The following is a 15174-nucleotide window of genomic DNA, read 5'->3' as shown; positions in this document are numbered from 1 at the left end:
CGATTGTCAGTCGCCGGTGACCATCATGGCTGAGATCTCAGCCTCGGCGGCCTTGTTGCCGTCGACCAGGGCTTCACAGGCGAATTTGAGCAGGTTGCCGCGTTTCTTGATTTTCTTGACATGGATCTTCAACTGATCGCCGGGAACGACCGGTTTGCGGAACTTGGCGTTGTCGATGGTCAGGAAATAGACCAGCGACGGCTTTTCAGTGCGAAGACTGCGGATGCAGATGGCCCCGGCAGTCTGTGCCATCGCCTCGACGATGAGCACGCCCGGCATGACCGGCTGCTCGGGGAAGTGACCCTGAAAATGCGGCTCGTTTATGGTCACGTTCTTGATGCCGGTGGCGGATTCGTCGCCATCAATGTCGACGATGCGGTCGATCATCAGGAACGGATAGCGATGCGGCAGGAGCTTCATCAGCCCCAATATGTCGACTGCTTCCAGCGTCGTCCCGGTGATGTCAGCCATTGCTCCCCTCGCCCTGTTTGCGGGTCCTGGCGAGCTTGCGCAGCATGGCTATCTCGCGCATGGCTTCCGCCATCGGCTGTGCCGGATAGCCGCCCCAGATCTCGCCCGCGGGCACATTGCTCATGAATCCGCTTCTCGCGGCAAGCTTCGCGCCCGACCCTATGGTCAGGTGATCCGCAAGCCCGACGCCGCCGCCCATGGTGACATTGTCGCCCACGACGACGGAACCGGAGATACCCGAAAGTCCGGCCACGATGCAGTTGCGGCCGATGCGGACGTTATGCGCGATCTGCACGAGATTGTCGATCTTGGTGCCCTGGCCGATGATCGTATCGGACATGGCGCCGCGGTCGACCGTGGAATTGGAACCGATCTCGACGTCGTCCTGGATGATGACGCGGCCGATCTGCGGAACACGTTCCGGCCCCTTGGCGCCGGCAACGAAGCCAAAGCCGTCCTGGCCGATCCGGGCGCCGCCATGAATGATGACGCGGTTGCCGATCAAGGCATATTGGACGCTGGCGCCCGGGCCGATATAGCCGTCACGCCCGATCTGGCAGGAACGGCCGACGACGGCGTGAGGCGCGATGACGGTGCCGGCGCCTATGGACACCGCAGGACCGATCACCGCGCCGGCTTCGACGACGGCACCTTCCTCGACATGTGCGCTCGGATCGATATGGGCATGCGGCGAGATACCGGTTTCACCGGTCATTGGCCCCGGGGTCGCCGCCGTCGGAAACAGCAGTCGTCCGACCAGCGCGAATGCCTGTTGCGGACGGGGATGTACAAGGACGGCGATGGCGGCAGGCGCCTTGCCGGCGAACTCCGCCGGGCACAGCACAGCGGCAGCCCGCAGCGACGGCATCAGCACGGAATTGCGTTTGCCATCGACGAAAACGAGCGCATTCTCGCCGCCTTCGTTGGCAGGCGCCAGCGCGTCGATGAAAACGCCGGACTGGCCGGAATCGACAAGCACCGAGCCGGTCAGATTCGCGACTTCGCCCGCCGTATACCGGCGTGATGGCGCGAAGAACACCGGATCGGTCATTCCAGAAGCTATATCCAGCTAGATCGGAACATTTTCTCCCGGATCTCAACGACCCGGGAGCATCGTCATCCGCCGGTCAGAAGCGGGTCGATATGCCGAAGTTGAATTCCTGCACGTCGTCCCTCGCTTCCTTCTTGACCGGGATCGCATAGTCGATACGGATCGGACCGAACGGCGAAGCCCACATCAGGCCGACACCGACCGAGGCGCGCCATTTCATGCCCACGGATGATTGGTCAACCAAATCATTGGCAACCTTGCTGCCATAGAGTGTTGCCGCGTCTGCAAAGACCGCGCCGCGCAGACCGAAGCTTTCTGGAACGACCGGCAGCGGGAATTGAGCCTCTGCCGACGCGTTGAAATAAGTGGTGCCGCCAAGGTGGTCACCCGCACCGTCGCTGTCGACTGGGCCGATGCCGCCATAAGCGAAACCGCGGATCATGCGATCGGTGCTCTGGAAGTGATCGAAGATGCGCAGATCGCCGTCGCCGCCGTAGCCTTCGACATGGCCGGCGCCGCCCGAAATGAGGCCGACAAGATCGAACTGCTCGGACAGCGTCTGATAGACGCTGCCGCGTCCGGTGACCTTCACGAACTTGGCGTCGCCACCGAGGCCGGCCACTTCAACCGTGGAGGTGGCATAGATACCCTCATGCGGGTTCTTCATGTCGTCGATGGTGTTATAAACCAGTCCCAGACTGACCGACGACTTGATCCAAGGGCTTTGCTCGATGCCATCCAACACGGCTCTGGAAATGTCGCAGGTGCCGCTGGGATCTACATCGGTGGCATCGCAACCGTCGTCTACCTCATACTTCTCCCGGGAGATATTGTAGGCCAGCTGGGTCGAGATGCTGTCTGTGATCGGCAGGCCGAAGCGCACCGTCGCGCCCACAGTATCGCTGTCGTAGTCGTCGTATTCCCTGGTCCGCTTGTAGATGTCGAAGCCGGCGGCGATACGGCGCCCGAGGAAATAGGGCTCGGTGAACGAAAGGCTGTAATCGCGCGAGTTCTTGCCGCCACCCGCCGACACCTTGATGAACTGGCCGCGGCCGAGGAAGTTGCGCTCTGTGATCGATCCTTCGACGGACGGACCGGCGGTGTCGCCACCGGTCGAATAGCCGGCGCCGACAGAGAATTCACCGGTCGACTTTTCGACCACGTCGACCACCAGCACGACCTGGTCCGGCGCCGAACCGGGCACCGTCGAAACCTCGACTTTGTCAAAGTAATTGAGATCTTCCAGCCGCTTCTTCGCGCGCTGGATCAGCACTTGGTTGAACGCATCGCCTTCGCTGACGTCGAACTCGCGGCGGATGACATAGTCGCGCGTGCGGTCATTGCCGCGGATCTCGATGCGCTCGACATAGGCCTTGGTGCCCTGGTCGATGGTGTAGACCACCGAAATCGTATGATTCTCGAAATTGCGGTCGCCACGCGGCGTGACCTGCGCGAAGGCGTAGCCGGAGCCGGCCACCTTCTCAGTCAGGGCAATGATGGTGTCCTCGACGTTCTTGGCGTTGTAGACGTCGCCCTTGTGGGTCTCGACCACCGATTCCAGCGCCTTCGAGTCGACTTCCGGAATCGTGCTTTCGACGCTGATGTCGCCGAACGTATAACGCTCGCCTTCCTGGACGGTTATGGTGACCGTGTACTTGTTGGTCGCGTTGTCGAGTTCGCCGACAGCGGACACGACCTGGAAGTCGGCATAGCCGTGATTGTAGTAGAAGCGCCGCAGCAGCTCCTGGTCGGCGCGCAGCTTGTCGTCGTCATACACGTCGTCGCGCAGGATGAACGAAACCCAGGACGAGCGCTTGGTCGTGATCACATCTGACAGGCGGCGGCTCGAATAAGCGCTGTTGCCGACGAAATTGATCGCCGCGATCTGCGTGCGATCACCTTCATTGACATGGAAGACCACGTTCACGCGGTTGTCGCCGAGCTGCATGACCTCGGTGGTCACGGCGGCATCGTCACGGCCGATACGCCTGTAGGCGGCCTTGACCGACTCTACATCGGCGTCGAGCGCCGCCTGCGAGAACGTGCCGCGCGGCTTCAACTGCACGGCAGCCGCAAGCGCGTTGTCCTTGAGCTTCTTGTTGCCCTGGAACAGCACCTGGTTGACGACCTGGTACTCGGAAACCTTGACCACCAACGTCGAACCGACCTGATTGATCTGCACATCCGAGAACAACCCGGTTCCGAAGAGCGCCTTGACCGCGCTGTCGATGTCGGAGCTGGAGAAGGATTTGCCCGGCTTGATGGTGATGTAATTGCGGATGGTATCGGCGTCGACACGTTGGTTGCCGCTCACCTCCACCCTGCTGACGACAGCGGCTTCGGCCGCCGATGTGGCAACGAACTGCACTGCGAGCGCACCTGGCACGACCAAAGCCGCGGACAGGGCTGCCGCGGAAGCGGCGCTCAAAAACTTGGATGCTGCCTTCATCGGGCTTAATAACCTTTTCTCGTAGTCCCCACGGCGAGAAAACCGGACGTGCGGTAATTTCTCGTACCGTATTAACCGGATTTTCCCTACACGCAAGGCTTCTGGTTAATTTGTATTTACTTAACCCTGGTGCGTGGCTTTCGCGTCACTCATATCCCCGTGCATGGTAAACGGCGTCTCAACATCGACCATCCCGAAGCCAAATTTCTTCATGATTTCAGCATCCAAACAGATCGTTCCAGAATACGAAACCCATGAAGCCCAAAACCAGAAGCAGACCGGCCCGATAGGCCATTTCCATCATCCGTTCCGACACCGGCCGGCGGATGACGGCCTCCACGCCGTAGAACAGGAGATGGCCGCCGTCGAGGGGGGGAATCGGCAAAAGATTGAGGATGCCGATGCCCACGGACAGCAGCGCAACGAGCTGCACGAGCCATTCGAAGCCGAGCTTCGCCGCCTTGCCGGCCATGTCCGCGATCTTCACCGGGCCGCCGAGCTGGCACTTGTCCTCGCGCCCGACGACGAAACGCTGCAGGAACTGGCCGGTGCGCTGGATGACGTGCCCGGTTTCCTCCACCGCCGCGGCCAACGCGCCGGCGGGGCTGTAGGTGATCAGCCTGGGCTGGCCGAGTTCCTGGTTGTTGACGACGCCGATCACGGCCACCTTGACCTTGTTGCCGAGCGCGTCCTGCTGCTCCATCAGCTGCGGCGTGGCGGTCACGGTCACTTCCTTGCCGTCGCGCAGCATGACGAAGGTGATGCTGTCGCCGGCCCGGCCCGAAACCAGGCGTTGGACGTCACCGAAGGTTTCGATCTTGCTGCCGTCGACGCTGACGAATCGGTCGCCGGGCAGGATGCCGGCTTTCGCCGCCGGGCTGCCGGCGGTCACCTCGGCCACCATGGGTTCCGCGACATAGCGGCCATAGGCTGAAAACAGCACCGAAAAGACGACGATCGTCAGCAGGAAATTGAACAGCGGCCCGGCCACCACCGTCGCCGCCCGCTTCCAGATCGGCTGGGTGTGAAAGGCGACCTTGCGTTCCTCGTCGGTCAGCGTTTCGATCTCTTCCATCGACGGCTGGCTGGAGGTGGCGTTCATGTCGCCGACGAATTTGACATAGCCGCCAAGCGGTATGGCGCAGAGCTTCCAGCGCGTGCCGTGCCTGTCGTTGAAGCCGAAGAGTTCCGGGCCGAAACCGATCGAAAAGGCCCTGACGCCGATGCCGCACCAGCGGCCAACGAGATAGTGGCCCATCTCGTGGACGAACACGACCACGGTCAGCACGAACAGGAAGGGCACGAGCGTGCCGAGAAGGAAGCCTTCCATGCCGAAGATCGCGTGAAGAATCTCGTTCAACTCAAATCCTCAGTTCTTCCGCGACACCGTTGCGCCGCGACTGTGACATCAATCCAGGCGAATCCAAGGCGCGCCCGCATCGATCGTGGAACGATGCCGTTCAAATGGGAAACAGCCCCTGTGCCGGCTGATCGGCGCCCGCCGAAATCCAGCCGATGACGTATAGGGCGAAAGCCGCCGCGACAAGCCCGTCGACACGGTCCATGACGCCGCCATGGCCCGGAATGAGCGCGCCCGAATCCTTGCGGCCGTGGCGGCGCTTGACCCAGGATTCCAGGAGGTCGCCAGCCTGGGAGACGATTGAAAGCGCGAGCGCGACGAGACCGAGCATTGGCAGGTTGCCCGCACCGGCGGCGACGGCCAGGATGAGCCCCGCAACGACCCCGCCCACGGCGCCGCCGAGCGCGCCACTTCGCGTCTTGCCGGGAGAGATGGACGGCGCCAGCCTCGGGCCACCGACGGCCCGGCCGACGAAATAGGCAAAGATGTCGGTCGCCCAGACCACCGCGAACAGGAACAGGATGGCGACGAGGCCGGAATGGTCGCCGTCACGCAGAAGCGCAAGGGAAAGACCCGAGACGGCTGCATAGGCAAGGCCGGAGGCATCCCACTGCCCGGCCCCGCGCAGTTGGGCGGCGATGGCCGTGACGGCGACCAGTGCAGCCACTAGAAGCAGCAGCCACAAGGCAGGCAGGCCGGTGATCAGGGCGCCGAGAAACACCAGCAGCAGCGCTTCCGGCAAAAAACCGAGCCCGGTCGTCCCGGAAGGGCGAGACATGCGCGTCCATTCGTAGAAGATCACCGCCGAAATCGCGGCTGAAAGCAGCCGGAACGGCAGGCCGCCGAACCAGGTCAGGCCAAGCGTCGCGATGGCAAGCACGACCGCCGAAAGAACGCGAAGCTGGAGATTGCTCATCCCGCGGCCGGCCGCGAAGCGACATCTTGCGGATCCAGCCCGCCAAAACGGCGTTCGCGCCCGGCGAACTCGCGCAAGGCCTCGGCTAGATGCTCTCGGCTGAAATCGGGCCAATAGCAGGGCAGGAACACAAGCTCGCTATAGGCAGCCTGCCACAGAAGAAAATTGGAAAGGCGAAGCTCACCGCTGGTGCGTATGACCAGTTCGGGATCGGGAACGCCTTGCGTGTCGAGGCAGCCGGCAAAGGATTCGGCGGTGATCGCCTCGCTGTCGAGCTCGCCGCGCGCGACGGCCGAGGCAAGCTTGCGCGCCGTGCGCACGATCTCGTCGCGTCCGCCGTAGTTGAAGGCGATGATCAGCGTCAGCGCCTCGTTGGCCGACGTCAGCGCTTCGGCTTCTTCGAGCAGGAGCCTGATATCGGGCTGCAGCCCTGCCCTGTCGCCGATGATCCTGACGCGCACGCCGCTGCGGTGCAGTTCGGCGAGATCGCGGCGAATGAACAGCTTCAACAGGCCCATCAGGTCGCTGACTTCGGATTTCGGCCGCGACCAGTTTTCCGAAGAGAAGGCATAGACAGTCAGGTAGGAAATGCCGAGATCGGGCGCGGCGCGCACCGTCTTGCGCAGTGCTTCTACGCCCGCGCGATGGCCGGCGAGCCGCGGCATGCCGCGCGCCTTGGCCCAGCGTCCGTTTCCATCCATGATGATCGCGACATGCGCGGGCGTTGCCATGATCTCGCTTTCGGGCCAGCCGCCGGCCAGACCCTAAACCTGCATGATTTCAGCTTCCTTGTCGGAAAGCAGGTGGTCGATGGTGCTGATCGTTTCGTCGGTAAGCTTCTGGACCTGGTCGGAGCGCTTGCGCTGATCGTCCTCGCTGATGACGCCGTCCTTCTCCGCCTTCTTCAGGAAGTCCATGCCGTCGCGGCGCACATGGCGCGCTGCGACACGGGCGTTCTCGGCGTAGCCATGCGAGATCTTGACGAGTTCCTTACGGCGCTGCTCGTTGAGTTCCGGAAGCGGAATCCTGAGATTGGTGCCGTCCACGATAGGGTTGAAGCCCAGATTGGATTCGCGGATGGCGCGATCGACCGCGCCCACCATCGACTTGTCCCAGACCGACACCGAAATCATGCGCGGCTCAGGCACCGTGACATTGGCCACCTGGTTGATCGGCATGCTGGTGCCATAGGCCTGCACCTGGATAGCGTCGAGCAGGTTGCTGGAAGCGCGACCGGTCCGCAGCGAAGCCAGGTCATGCTTGAACGCGGCGATTGCCCCATCCATGCGCCGCTTGAGATCGTCGTACTCACCACTCATCTTAGTCTCCTCGACCCGTCTGACGCGGGTTCACTGCTTTCGGGGCAAGGCCCCGTGTTCGAGCCTGATTTCGAAACCGGTTTTCGCCTTTTCCGCGATCAGGCCCCGGATCAATCGTCCGCGACGACCGTGCAGCGGCCGCCGCCCCTTAGAATATCGCCGAAACCACCTTTTTCGTGGATCGAATAGACGATTATCGGAATGTTGTTTTCGCGCGCAAGTGCAATCGCTGCCGTATCCATGATGGAAAGGCCGCGATTTATCACTTCGGCATGGCTGATGCGCTCGAAACGCGTCGCGTTCGGGTCCTTCTTCGGGTCGGCAGAATAGACGCCGTCGACCTGTGTGCCCTTGAACAGCGCGTCGGCGCCGATTTCAGCGGCGCGAAGTGCTGCGGCCGAATCAGTGGTGAAGAACGGATTGCCGGTGCCGCCGGCAAAGATCACCACCTTGCCCTGGTTCATGTAGGCGGTTGCCTGGCGCTGCGAAAAGCTCTCGCAAAGCTCAGGCATGGCGATCGCGGAAAGAACCACCGCATCGACGCCGATCTTGTTCAGCGAGGTGCGCAGCGCCAGCGAATTGATGACGGTGGCGAGCATACCCATATGGTCGCCGGTGACGCGGTCGCCACCCTTGGAGGCAACCGCCACACCGCGAAAGATATTGCCGCCGCCGATGACGACGCCAACCTCGATGCCGAGCGCGCGGGCTTCGGCGATGTCGCCGGCGATGCGGTCGACGACCGAGACGTCGATGCCGAAATGCTGTTCGCCCATCAACGCTTCACCAGACGCTTTCAGCAAGACACGTCGGTAGAAGGGCTTCACCGTCATCTGGTCCTCGAAAATCTCGGCGCGGCAAATCAGGAGGCGAAACTGCCCCGCTTCGCCTGGCGGCGCTGGCATGATGGTTCGACCCGATACACGAAGGGCGCGGCGATGTCACGCCGCGCCCTTGCGCAAAATCCCAGGCTTTTTCGATCAGTTGCTGCTGATGCTGACCGCCTCGCCTTCCACCAGAACCTGCGGCGAATAGCCGGAGGGCTTGTCGCCGGTCACGACACCGCCGGCCACCCTGACCTGGATCTCGGGCCCGAAATAGGAATGCGGGAACGGCGCCGGCATGCTGCTCACCGAATCCAGCCGCTTGCGGAGTTCGGGGGCAATCGAAAAATCCAGCGCCGCGAGGTTGTCCTGCAGTTGCGCGAGCTTGGTCGCGCCCAGGATGACGGTTGCGACGCCGGGCTGCGTCGCCACCCAGTTGAGTGCCACCTGGGCCATGCTGCGGCCGAGTTCGGCGGCCACCTTTTCGAGCTCGGCCACGATCGCCCAATTGCGGTCGCTGAATTTCCGGAAGCTCGGATGCGTGGTGTTGCGGAAACCGTCGAGCCGGCCGGCATTGCCGGCTTGCGTCGGGCGATATTTGCCGCTGAGCAAGCCGCTGGCCAGCGGGCTCCAAACCATGACGCCGGCGCCATGATGCGTGGCGAAAGGCACGAACTCATGCTCGATCGAGCGTTCGGCCAGCGAATATTCGAGCTGCAGGGCCGAGATCGGCTCATAGCAGCGCAATTCTGCGATCGCCTGCGCCCGCCCCGCATACCAGGCCGGCACATCGGAAAGGCCGACGTGGCGCACCTTGCCCGCGCGCACCAGGTCGTCCAGCGTGCGCAGCACCTCCTCGGCCGGCGTCAGCCTGTCCCACACATGCATGAGATAGAGGTCGATATAGTCGGTTCCGAGCCGCTTCAGAGAGGCGTCCACGGCGCGCATTATGTTCTTGCGGCCATTGCCGCCGGCGTTCGGATTGCCCGGTTCTGAATTGAAGGTGAATTTAGTGGCGATCACCGCCTTGTCGCGCAATCCGCGCTCGGCGACGAATTCGCCGAGCCAGGTCTCGGCGGTGCCGCCGGTATAGAGATCGGCCGTGTCGAAGAAATTGCCGCCCGCCTCGACATATTCGTCGAAGATTGCGCGGGCTGTATCCCTATCAGTGCCCCAGCCTAATTCGGTGCCGAAGGTCATGGTGCCCAGCGCCAACCGGCTGACGCGCAAGCCGCTGTTGCCAAGCGTGTAGTAGTTCATGGTCATGATATTCTCCGATCGAGTTTGATGTTGGGTTATTGGCCGGGTGTCGTCTTGACCCAGGGATTGCCGCGCTCATGGGTCACGCGGAAGGTGAAGCCGTCGACCTTCCAACCCGCGCCGGAGCGGGTCAGGTGGTGCTCATATGTGCCCCAGACTTCCCAAAGCGGCTCGCCATTGCCTTCCATCCGGTTCCAGGCATAGCCGTTCGACAGGACGGTCGCCGTGTCCGCTTCGAGAACGACCTGGTGATTGGTGCGCAGATGCAGGCTGGTCTTGCCGCCCTTGAGGTTGCCGGCCCAGGCGCCGATCAGGTCGTCGGAGGCAATATTGGCCGCCGGCTGTCCGGACAGGCTGCTGAAATCAGCGGTAACCCGATCCGCGAAATAGCTGCGGACAAGCTTCCAGTCCTGCGCGTCGACGGCGCGGTCGATGGCATCGGCGATGCGGATGACCGCGCGCTCGTCGGCAAGCGCCTGCCACTCCGCCGGTTCGGCTCCCCCGGCATCGATCGGCGCCAGCGCCAGTCCCGCAGCGAAGGTCACATGTTTCAAAGCATTCATGTCTCGTCTCCTGGAAAATCAGCCCGCCGACGATGTATCGAGGACAATGTGGATCAACGCGCCGCCATCGATAAGATTGCATTGTTCGCAAAGACTATGCGATATCATTCATGAATGGACCGGGACCTGCTTACCCACCTGCCCGTCATCGTTGCCGTGGCGCGACGGGGCGGCTTCGCGCTTGCCGCGGCCGAGCTCGGCATGAGCCCGTCGGCGGTCAGCCATGCGGTGCGGCTGGTGGAAGAACGCATCGGCCAGCCGCTGTTTGCGCGCACGACACGTAGCGTCTCGCTGACAGAAGCCGGCAAGGCATTGGTGGAGACAGCGGGCCCTGCCCTTCAGGACATCGCGGAGCGGATGGACCGCATCCGCGGCGTCAAGGGACGGCCTTCCGGTCTGCTCAGGATCAATGCCTCCAACATCGCGATCCCTTTGGCGGTGACGCCTGTGATCGCAGCCATGGCCGATCGCTATCCGGATGTGACGGTCGAGGTTTTCGCCGATCAAGCCCTGGTCGATATCGTCGGGGAAGGTTTTGACGCCGGCATCAGGCTGGGCGAGATGATCGCGCAGGACATGACCGCCATACGGCTGACGCAGCCTTTCAAGGCCGTGCTGGTCGCCTCGCCGGACTATATCGGAAAGCGCGGCCGTCCACGCGACGTGGCCGACCTCGCGAACCATAATTGCATAGGCTACAGGCTTGTCCGCTCCGGCGCGCTCTATCGTTGGGATTTGAACGACAACGGCAAGGAGGTCGTGGTCGAGACGCGTGGCACGGCCGTCGTGACCGATTCGCTGGCGGCGATCGATCTTGCGCTTGCAGGGGTCGGGCTCGCCTATGTGTTCGAGCCGCTGGTGCGCGTCGATCTTGCCGCAGGACGCCTCGTCCAGATCCTGCCAAAGACGGCAATCGAGGAACCCGGCCTTTTCCTTTACTTTCCGCGCCGGGCGTCGATGGCGCCGAAGCTGAGGGCCTTCATCGACACCGCACAAGAAATCGGCCGGGCATCCATGCGGACACCCGGCCGAGTTGCCTGAGCCGTTTAGCCTTACTTGTTCTTCGGGCTATTTCTTGACCGCCGCCGCGACTTCCGCCGCGAAATCGGTCGCTTCCTTCTCGATGCCTTCGCCGAGCGCGAAACGCAGATAGGCCGAGATCTTGGCCGGAGCGCCGATCTCCTTCTCGGCATCCTTCAGCGCCTTCTCGACGGTGATGTCGGGATTGAGCACGAAGGCCTGCTTCAGAAGCACGACTTCCTCGTAGAACTTGCGCAGGCGGCCCTCGACCATCTTCTCGATGATCGCCTCCGGCTTGCCGGACTGGCGTGCCTGGTCGGCGAAGATCGCCTTCTCGCGCTCGACTGCCGCGGGATCGAGTTCCTCGGTGGTCAGTGCCATCGGGTTGGTGGCGGCGACATGCATGGCGACCTGGCGGGCGAATGCATTGGCCGCGTGCTCGTTGCCCGTGGTCTCGATAGCGACCAGGACGCCCAGCTTGCCAAGGCCGTCGGCAACCGCGTTGTGAACATAGGTCGCGACGGCGCCGTGCGGAACGGTGAGCTTGGCCGAACGGCGGAAGCCCATGTTCTCGCCGATGGTACCGACGGCGTCCTTGATGGTGTCGGTGACCGACTTGTCCGAACCCGGGTACTTCGCGGCAGCCACGGCCTCGCTCGTGCCATAGGCCAGTGCCACCTTGGCGACGTTGGCGACGATCTCCTGGAAGGCGGCGTTGCGGGCGACGAAGTCGGTCTCGGAATTGACCTCGACGACCGCGGCCTCGCGCACGCCGGAATCGACGCCGATCAGGCCCTCGGCCGCGGTGCGGCCTGCCTTCTTGTCGGCCTTGGAGATACCCTTCTTGCGCAGCCAGTCGACGGCTTCTTCCATGTTGCCGTTGGTCTCGTTCAACGCCGCCTTGCAGTCCATCATGCCCGCGCCGGTCAAGTCGCGGAGTTCTTTGACCTGTGCAGCCGAAATGCTCATTGTCGCCTCTTTGTTCAAATGCGCCGACGCACCATCGAATCTCGACGGTGCGTCCGTTTAACGCGTCAAAATATTAGAAAGATGAAGGCCGTGACCGGCCCTCGCTATCACGCTTCCGGAGTTTCCGCCGCCGGAGTTTCGCCGAGCACCGGCTCGACCGGAGCTTCCACCGAAGCGCCGATGTCGACACCCAGCGCGCCCTGCTGGCGGGCGATGCCGTCGATGGCAGCCTTCGCGATGAGGTCGCAATAGAGCTGGATGGCGCGCGCGGCGTCGTCATTGCCGGGGATCGGGAAGTCGATCTTGTCCGGATCGCAGTTCGAGTCGATGATGGCGACGACCGGAATGCCAAGGCGCTTGGCCTCGAGGATGGCGATCGCTTCCTTGTTGGTGTCGATCACGAACATCAGGTCGGGCGTCGAGCCCATGTCCTTGATGCCGCCGAGAGCCTTGTCGAGCTTCTCGCGCTCGCGGTCGAGATTGAGACGCTCCTTCTTGGTCAACCCTTGCGCCTCGCCGGCCAGCATCTCGTCGAGCTTGCGCAGGCGCTGGATCGAGTTCGAGATCGTCTTCCAGTTGGTCAGCATGCCGCCCAGCCAACGCGAGTTGACATAGTACTGGGCCGAACGCTGCGCGGCATCGGCGACGATGTCGGACGCCTGGCGCTTGGTGCCGACGAACAGCACGCGGCCGCCCTTGGCGACGGTGTCGGAAACCTGCTTCAGCGCCTGGTGCAGCAACGGCACCGTTTGGCTGAGGTCGATGATGTGGATGTTGTTGCGGGCGCCGTAGATATAGGGCGCCATCTTCGGGTTCCAGCGGTGGGTCTGGTGGCCGAAGTGAATGCCAGCTTCCAAAAGCTGGCGCATGCTGAAATCAGGCAGAGCCATTCTCATTTTCCTTTCCGGTTAGCCTCCACGGACACAGGCATTTTCGGACGAAGTCCTCGATGCCACCGGAGGTTTCAGCCGGATTTCTCCCGGGCAGACACCAAAGTCCGTGTGTGGAATGAGCGCGCATATAGAGGGGAAGTGCTCCAAACGCAAGCGCAACGACGCATTGCGGCGCGCCTGCGGCGATCCGCGCGTGCCCTCAACACTTTATCTTACCCTTTGGCACCCTCACCCGCCGGAAGATCGCGACGATCTCTTCACGATTGCACTCGATGGCACCGAGCCGCACCGCGCGGTCGCGCTCGAAACCGGTTATGTCATAATGCGGCGCCGATGTCTTCGGCGGCCCCTGGTAGGATGAGCGCTTGATGCCGAGTTGCGCGGCGAAACGATGCAGTTCATCGGTGTCGTCGGCCATCAGATGGCACCAGCGATGGCCAACCCATTTCCAGATCGCCGCGTCGACATAGACCGCCATGAGGCTCGCCGCATTCCTTCTTCCGCCGACCGGTACCGGCGACGAGCGATGATAGAAGGGATTCGCACAGAAGATGAAGCGGCCGGCGGCCTCGAGAAGATGAGAAGCCGCCGCGACGCTTTCAAGCCGTGGACCGCGACGGCGCTGCGTCGAGGCAAATCGAAGTTTATTTCGTCGGGCAGGCCTTCGTCTGGTCGAAAAGCGACAGATTGACCAGCTTGCCGGTCATGGAGAAATCGCCATAGTCCATGGTTAGATCGCGGGTGATGCCGTTCTCGTGCAGCTTGAAGCTGATCCGGTATTCCGGCGTCTCTTCTCCGTTCTTGGCACTGTCGTCGAAATAGGCGATGTCGACCGGCCAGTATTTGTCGGTGGCAAGCTTGGCCAGCGCCGGCGCTTCCGGATCGGCCTTGTCGGCATCGGTCCTCTTGCCGACGACGACGGTGGTGGACATCACCTTGTTGGCGTCCTCGGAACCGTCGAACAGATTGGTTTGATAGAAGTTTTCACCCTTCTCGGCCTTGTCGATCAATTCGACCAGGTGCTGGGTCGGAAACTGGGTGGCGGCAAGTTCCAGGCTGTTCTTCTCGGGCTTGTCGATATCGACCTTCAGCCCTTTCGTTTCCTTCGTGGCGACGCCCTTGACCTCCTTGTCGAGGTTCTGATCGACGAAGGATTTGGTCACGAACGAGAAGGTCTTGCCTTCGGCATCCTCGAACGTCGTCGTTTGCTGGTCGGTCAGCTTGGTATTGTCGCTGGTGGCGATCTGGGTGACGAAGCGAAATTTCACCGTATACCCCTCGCAGGCCGAGCCGTTGAATTCGTAGACCATGCGACCGGTAATGCCGGTGATCCCGGAGCGGTCGTCCGCCTTCTTGAGGGTAAGGTCGTAGACGGCGCGATGCGCCTGCAGCGCCGGCACGGCGAAAGCGGGACCTATCGAAAAGACCGCCGGCAACAGGACGGCATGGAATGCAAGGCGCGTTGCGCGCATGAGAGGCTCCGATCGTCGCGGCTGATGGCAGGCCGCAGGGAAAGATGGTCCAGCTTAAAAAAAGTCGTGGCGGAAGCGAGGCAAAAATAGCAATTTCGGCCCGGCTGACGCGGCGCCTTCCAGCAATAGGGAAAAGCAATGAGTGAAACAATCGAAAAGCGGCTAAACGACCTCGGGGTCACCATTCCCGCGGCCGCGGCGCCTGCCGCCAACTACGTGCCGCATTGCAGGACCGGAAACCTGCTTTTCACCGCCGGACAATTGCCGCTCAAGGACGGCAAGCTGCAGGCGAGCGGACTGCTTGGCCGCGACGTCGACACAGCAACCGGCAAGGAAGCGGCAAAATACTGCGCGATCAACATCCTGGCGCAAGCCAAGGCGGCACTTGGCGAGCTCGAGAAGATACGCCGGCTCGTCAAAATCACCGTCTTCGTCGCCTCGGCGCCGGATTTCGTCGAGCAGCATCTGGTCGCCAACGGCGCCTCCGATTTCCTGGTGGCGGCGCTCGGCGACCGCGGCAAGCACGCCCGTTCCGCTGTCGGCACGGCTTCGCTGCCGCTTAATGCCGCGGTGGAAATCGAAGCGATCTTCGAAGTCGAATGAGCGA

16 protein-coding genes are annotated in these 15174 nt (G+C 62.4%); 2 read left to right on the top strand and 14 right to left on the bottom strand.

Annotated features, from left to right (window positions below):
• Positions 1–6 precede the first annotated feature (6 nt).
• The 10 genes from fabZ to FJ946_RS22540 form a co-directional block, all read right to left on the bottom strand.
• Entirely contained in the window at positions 7–471 is a 465-nt protein-coding gene (gene fabZ, locus FJ946_RS22585; RefSeq protein WP_140498686.1) for a 3-hydroxyacyl-ACP dehydratase FabZ, read from the bottom strand.
• A complete protein-coding gene (gene lpxD, locus FJ946_RS22580) occupies positions 464–1522 on the bottom strand; it encodes a UDP-3-O-(3-hydroxymyristoyl)glucosamine N-acyltransferase (RefSeq protein WP_140498688.1) in 1059 nt (352 codons plus the stop codon). The genes fabZ and lpxD overlap by 8 nt, the downstream gene beginning before the upstream one ends.
• Before the next feature lie 76 nt (positions 1523–1598).
• Entirely contained in the window at positions 1599–3971 is a 2373-nt protein-coding gene (gene bamA / locus FJ946_RS22575; RefSeq protein WP_140560947.1) for an outer membrane protein assembly factor BamA, read from the bottom strand.
• 217 nt (positions 3972–4188) lie between these two features.
• Complete coding sequence (gene rseP, locus FJ946_RS22570) at positions 4189–5331, bottom strand: RIP metalloprotease RseP (protein ID WP_140564524.1); 1143 nt, start codon at positions 5329–5331, stop codon at positions 4189–4191.
• A 100-nt stretch (positions 5332–5431) separates the two neighbouring features.
• Positions 5432–6247, bottom strand: coding sequence for a phosphatidate cytidylyltransferase (locus tag FJ946_RS22565; RefSeq protein WP_140498694.1), 816 nt, complete (start codon positions 6245–6247; stop codon positions 5432–5434).
• Entirely contained in the window at positions 6244–6978 is a 735-nt protein-coding gene (locus FJ946_RS22560) for an isoprenyl transferase (RefSeq protein ID WP_140498696.1), read from the bottom strand. The genes FJ946_RS22565 and FJ946_RS22560 overlap by 4 nt, the downstream gene beginning before the upstream one ends.
• Before the next feature lie 33 nt (positions 6979–7011).
• A complete protein-coding gene (frr, locus tag FJ946_RS22555) occupies positions 7012–7566 on the bottom strand; it encodes a ribosome recycling factor (protein ID WP_140498698.1) in 555 nt (184 codons plus the stop codon).
• A gap of 110 nt (positions 7567–7676) precedes the next feature.
• Entirely contained in the window at positions 7677–8399 is a 723-nt protein-coding gene (gene pyrH / locus FJ946_RS22550) for a UMP kinase (RefSeq protein WP_140560967.1), read from the bottom strand.
• A gap of 147 nt (positions 8400–8546) precedes the next feature.
• A complete protein-coding gene (locus FJ946_RS22545; protein ID WP_140498700.1) occupies positions 8547–9656 on the bottom strand; it encodes an aldo/keto reductase in 1110 nt (369 codons plus the stop codon).
• Positions 9657–9685: 29 nt separating this feature from the next.
• Entirely contained in the window at positions 9686–10213 is a 528-nt protein-coding gene (locus FJ946_RS22540) for a nuclear transport factor 2 family protein (protein ID WP_140515354.1), read from the bottom strand.
• Positions 10214–10327: 114 nt separating this feature from the next.
• On the opposite strand from FJ946_RS22540, the gene FJ946_RS22535 reads away from it, so the two are divergent.
• Positions 10328–11254 carry a LysR family transcriptional regulator gene (locus FJ946_RS22535; protein ID WP_140564523.1) on the top strand — a complete coding sequence of 309 codons (927 nt, stop codon included), beginning with the start codon at positions 10328–10330 and terminating at the stop codon, positions 11252–11254.
• A 27-nt stretch (positions 11255–11281) separates the two neighbouring features.
• Here the strand turns inward: FJ946_RS22535 and tsf are convergent, their stop codons facing one another.
• The 4 genes from tsf to FJ946_RS22515 all read right to left on the bottom strand — a co-directional run bounded on the left by tsf (position 11282) and on the right by FJ946_RS22515 (position 14567).
• A complete protein-coding gene (gene tsf / locus FJ946_RS22530) occupies positions 11282–12202 on the bottom strand; it encodes a translation elongation factor Ts (protein ID WP_140498706.1) in 921 nt (306 codons plus the stop codon).
• Between the two features lie 107 nt (positions 12203–12309).
• Positions 12310–13092, bottom strand: coding sequence for a 30S ribosomal protein S2 (gene rpsB, locus FJ946_RS22525; RefSeq protein WP_140498708.1), 783 nt, complete (start codon positions 13090–13092; stop codon positions 12310–12312).
• A 202-nt stretch (positions 13093–13294) separates the two neighbouring features.
• A complete protein-coding gene (locus tag FJ946_RS22520; RefSeq protein ID WP_140525241.1) occupies positions 13295–13573 on the bottom strand; it encodes a DUF4031 domain-containing protein in 279 nt (92 codons plus the stop codon).
• 166 nt (positions 13574–13739) lie between these two features.
• Positions 13740–14567, bottom strand: a complete 828-nt coding sequence (locus FJ946_RS22515; protein WP_140525242.1) for a cell envelope integrity EipB family protein — start codon at positions 14565–14567, stop codon at positions 13740–13742.
• Between the two features lie 138 nt (positions 14568–14705).
• Between FJ946_RS22515 and FJ946_RS22510 the strand changes: the two genes are divergently transcribed.
• Positions 14706–15170, top strand: a complete 465-nt coding sequence (locus FJ946_RS22510; protein ID WP_140564522.1) for a RidA family protein — start codon at positions 14706–14708, stop codon at positions 15168–15170.
• Positions 15171–15174 lie beyond the last annotated feature (4 nt).

Source organism: Mesorhizobium sp. B2-4-7 (assembly GCF_006442685.1).
In the GTDB taxonomy this organism is placed as follows: Bacteria; Pseudomonadota; Alphaproteobacteria; order Rhizobiales; family Rhizobiaceae; genus Mesorhizobium.
The sequence above is the reverse complement of the archived record's forward strand: the minus strand, read 5'-3'. Positions and strand labels throughout refer to the sequence as shown.

Bases quoted from the DNA above. Each gene is read 5' to 3' on its own strand.
- frr (WP_140498698.1), bottom strand. From the start codon at position 7,566: ATGAGTGGTGAGTACGACGATCTCAAGCGGCGCATGGATGGGGCAATC.
- lpxD (WP_140498688.1), bottom strand. From the start codon at position 1,522: ATGACCGATCCGGTGTTCTTCGCGCCATCACGCCGGTATACGGCGGGC.
- FJ946_RS22515 (WP_140525242.1), bottom strand. From the start codon at position 14,567: ATGCGCGCAACGCGCCTTGCATTCCATGCCGTCCTGTTGCCGGCGGTC.
- FJ946_RS22560 (WP_140498696.1), bottom strand. From the start codon at position 6,978: ATGGCAACGCCCGCGCATGTCGCGATCATCATGGATGGAAACGGACGC.
- FJ946_RS22565 (WP_140498694.1), bottom strand. From the start codon at position 6,247: ATGAGCAATCTCCAGCTTCGCGTTCTTTCGGCGGTCGTGCTTGCCATC.
- FJ946_RS22540 (WP_140515354.1), bottom strand. From the start codon at position 10,213: ATGAATGCTTTGAAACATGTGACCTTCGCTGCGGGACTGGCGCTGGCG.
- pyrH (WP_140560967.1), bottom strand. From the start codon at position 8,399: ATGACGGTGAAGCCCTTCTACCGACGTGTCTTGCTGAAAGCGTCTGGT.
- bamA (WP_140560947.1), bottom strand. From the start codon at position 3,971: ATGAAGGCAGCATCCAAGTTTTTGAGCGCCGCTTCCGCGGCAGCCCTG.
- tsf (WP_140498706.1), bottom strand. From the start codon at position 12,202: ATGAGCATTTCGGCTGCACAGGTCAAAGAACTCCGCGACTTGACCGGC.
- fabZ (WP_140498686.1), bottom strand. From the start codon at position 471: ATGGCTGACATCACCGGGACGACGCTGGAAGCAGTCGACATATTGGGG.
- FJ946_RS22545 (WP_140498700.1), bottom strand. From the start codon at position 9,656: ATGACCATGAACTACTACACGCTTGGCAACAGCGGCTTGCGCGTCAGC.
- FJ946_RS22535 (WP_140564523.1), top strand. From the start codon at position 10,328: ATGGACCGGGACCTGCTTACCCACCTGCCCGTCATCGTTGCCGTGGCG.
- FJ946_RS22510 (WP_140564522.1), top strand. From the start codon at position 14,706: ATGAGTGAAACAATCGAAAAGCGGCTAAACGACCTCGGGGTCACCATT.
- rpsB (WP_140498708.1), bottom strand. From the start codon at position 13,092: ATGGCTCTGCCTGATTTCAGCATGCGCCAGCTTTTGGAAGCTGGCATT.
- FJ946_RS22520 (WP_140525241.1), bottom strand. From the start codon at position 13,573: ATGGCGGTCTATGTCGACGCGGCGATCTGGAAATGGGTTGGCCATCGC.